This window comes from Trinickia sp. (genome assembly GCF_051961175.1).
In the GTDB taxonomy this organism is placed as follows: domain Bacteria; phylum Pseudomonadota; class Gammaproteobacteria; order Burkholderiales; family Burkholderiaceae; genus Trinickia.
Genome location: NZ_JBQCDN010000218.1, coordinates 1 through 3,197, shown reverse-complemented (window position 1 = coordinate 3,197; position 3,197 = coordinate 1). Strand labels below are relative to the sequence as shown.

Here is a 3,197-nt window from a genome sequence, read left to right as displayed (position 1 = left end):
GAGCGCAGTACGTCACAGAAATGGGCCGTTTCGTAATTAAGTCCACCGCCCTGGAACGGCTCATGCAATTCGACCGTCCGTCCTCCAAGGTAGCGAACCGTCGCTCGAGACGGGTTCCACCAGTTTTCGTGGATCGTGACGGACCCCTTCGTGCCAGCGAGAAAAGCATCGCCTTTGCCGTCCAAATCTAGCCCGCAGAATATTTGCGCGATGCCGTTTTCATGAAGAATGTTGAGGCTTGCGAAGCTATCGACGCCGGTTTGCCCCAACCGACCTAGCGTCTGGATATCGATCGCTTTCCCGAGGAACCGGACCGCTAGGAACGCCTCGTAGATACCGATATTCAGCAACGCGCCACCTCCGCGATCCAATCTAAATGATGGGTGATCGGCCGGTGCGTCCGCGATCGAACAACCGGCGCGCACAAATCCGACGTCCCCTATCGGGTCTTCCGCGAGGTGTTCCATCAGTTTTGTAAACAGCGGATAGAACGGGGGCTTCATCGCCTCCATAAAGAGAACGTTGGAAGCCTTCGCAGCATCCTGCAGATGTTGAAGCTCGCGTGCGCTCACGGCTGCGGGCTTCTCGCATAGAACCGCGCGACCGGCGGAGAACGCACGCGTTGCGTAATGCGAATGACTATCCTGGAGCGTTGCGATGTACAGCGCGTCAATGTCATCCAGCAAGTCATCGAAACTGACGTAGGCGCGTGTCTCGTGCTTCCGGGCGAACGTTTCCGCTTGACTCTGCCGCCTCGCCCACACGCCGACGAGCTCTACGTTCTGTACAAAGCCGAGACCTTCGGCGAATCGACCGGCTATGTGGCCCGCGCCTACGATTCCCCATCGGACGGGCCTGGAGCCGCGCAACTCAAGACCCTCCGGATGCCTCGATTCTTCTGTTTTCACCATTATCAGCGCCGTCCACTGTTGAGTACCTCGATCAGAACGGGGCTGCTGCCCCGCACGACACGCTCATAGGCGGCAGCTTGAACCGGCTCTGCCCCGTTGAGAACGAGGAACCATTATAGAACCACTTTAGCACCAATAAATACCGGCGTTGCCCCTAGGTAAGACCGAGCGCCGCCCGTCGCGGCCCTTGCGTAGCTTTTGAACGACGCTGCTCCTGGTCGACTGCACCGCTCGAAAGGAGCGCCCAGCTCATTGTCCTGGGGCGCAGCCAGAGATTTACCGGACTAATTCGGACCTTCGGCACATAAACATGTGCAACACATCTTTATGTGTTAGACTCGCCGATATCACCCTTGGAGGATTCCGACCATGGCCGAAACCGTGAATTTCACAGGCTCAGTCGATCGCGACCTGCTCAAGCGCGCCAAAATTCTCGCGGCGAAGTCAGACACGTCCGTCAACGCACTGTTCAACGCCGAACTGCGCTATCTCGTCGAAACATTCGAAGCAGCGGAGGCTGGTGGCAACCAAAACTTTCGCACCCTCCTCGATTTTTCGCTTGGCCGCATTGATGACCGCCTAGCAATGAAAACATTGGGCATCGACAGCGACGAGGACTTGTTCCTACTGATGGCACAGGCCCACTTGCCGATGCCGCGCTTGCCCGAGTCGAGCACGCGTCGCATGGTAGATGATCTCAACGCGCTGCGCAGTTAGCACATGGCGAGTAACAAAGCCGTTACCCTGCTTCCTGACGCGGGGACGTTGATCACGCTTGCCTACGCCGATGCGCTCGATCTGCTGCTTAAACCGGGATGGACCGTTGCACTCGTCGACATGGTGCTGCATGAGGTCACGCGCAATGAGACGCCTACCAGCGCTCGCATTGCCGCGTGGACGGGCGCCAACAGCATCCCGGTTCTCGAAACAACCATCTATCGCCGATATAAGCAAGCGAGCACTGCCTTGCCCGTCCGAAAGGCTAATCTCGGGGAACTGGGAATACAAGAAGCGATGAGCGAGTTCGGCCTTGCCGCCGATCAAACGGGAGTGTTCTTATTCGAGGATCACAAGATCGCCCGCGCCAGTTTTCTGCTGCCGGATAACTGTCGCAAGGTTTCTACCCGCGCCTTCCTTATATTTCTCGAGCAACAGGGGTTGATTGACTCAGCGTCTGAAATCGAGCGGCGCGCGATCCAGGCGGGAAGGCAATTCTCCCAGATTCGTTTTCCGCCGTAAAGGCGCCGCAGCGGTTCCGATTCCCTGCGCATCGTCCATCGACGTCAAACGCGGTGGCCTACGAGTGATTTATTACTATCAGGTCAGCGGTTATCAACTTTCTGGTTGTTCACACTGTACGACAAGGATGAAATGGCAGTCCTCTCCAGTGACGAGCGCAAAAGCCTTCGCGAAGCTACTGGAGAGAGGCCACGGTACGGAGCAAGCAATGAAAAGGCGAAATCTGTTTGCTGAATTGACCGAGGGTCTCGATGCCCTTGCCGCCGTGCGCGAAGCCTCTCACGCGTCGCGAGCCGTCATGGCCCGAAGCCCTTCTCTACCCCGCCTACGTGGGGCTTGGTGTTCCCGTCAGACTCAACATAGTTGCGCGGTATGTCGAAAGGATGTTGTCGGCCGCGGTGTCGGCTGGAAGCTCGTGAATCGAGAGCCAACCAAGGATTGCCGCTGACCACACCATCTGCTTCGGGTAACCATTTAGCCGTTTCTAGTGCGCGAAACGCCCCTCGCATAGCGCCGGAGTCCGTACCATGACCACCCTCCGGACCCGCTTTCAACTCGAGGCCGAGGCGTATCGTCGAATCGTATGGTGCCAGGTGAGGCGTGCGGCACAAAAGAGCGCAGCGCTCACCACCACGCAGATGACCGCCATCGGCAGATTCAGCATGCCAAGCAATGCCATCACCGGATAAGAGGTCACGACACCGAGCGGAACGACTACGGTGAAAACGAGACGCCAACAAGGCGTGAACATCTCGATCGGCCAACGTGAAAAATCGAGCATCGACAACAGTACATTCGTCAGGTTTTGAATTCGCACGAGCAGAAAAGACGCGGAGATCGCGATTACGAACAGGGCATAAAGCGCCGCCAGTCCTGCGAGCGACAGCACCACGCAGAGCGCGACGGCTGGAAGCGCCGGGCTGACTTCCAGTTGGACCAGGGCATAGACCATGAGCCCAACCCCCAACATGAAGTCCACGATGTTCCAGAGCCGGATCTCCGCAACAGAACACAGACACAGCGTGCTGGCAGGCTTCATGAGCGTGT

The 3,197-nt window shown here is 57.6% G+C and carries 4 protein-coding genes; 2 read left to right on the top strand and 2 right to left on the bottom strand.

All coding sequences use genetic code 11. The features are described from left to right. On the bottom strand, window positions 1-911 hold a 911-nt coding region (locus ACTHL0_RS12895), incomplete at its 3' end, for a Gfo/Idh/MocA family protein (protein WP_440567139.1). Window positions 912-1,280: 369 nt separating this feature from the next. Here ACTHL0_RS12895 and ACTHL0_RS12890 point away from each other — a divergent pair. Both ACTHL0_RS12890 and ACTHL0_RS12885 read left to right on the top strand, forming a co-directional pair. Beyond that, window positions 1,281-1,628 carry a hypothetical protein gene (locus ACTHL0_RS12890; protein ID WP_440567138.1) on the top strand — a complete coding sequence of 116 codons (348 nt, stop codon included), beginning with the start codon at window positions 1,281-1,283 and terminating at the stop codon, window positions 1,626-1,628. Between the two features lie 48 nt (window positions 1,629-1,676). Further along, complete coding sequence (locus ACTHL0_RS12885; RefSeq protein ID WP_440567137.1) at window positions 1,677-2,150, top strand: hypothetical protein; 474 nt, start codon at window positions 1,677-1,679, stop codon at window positions 2,148-2,150. Between the two features lie 550 nt (window positions 2,151-2,700). Here the strand turns inward: ACTHL0_RS12885 and ACTHL0_RS12880 are convergent. After that, window positions 2,701-3,197: ABC-2 family transporter protein (locus ACTHL0_RS12880; RefSeq protein WP_440567136.1), on the bottom strand; the 497-nt coding region annotated here is incomplete at its 5' end.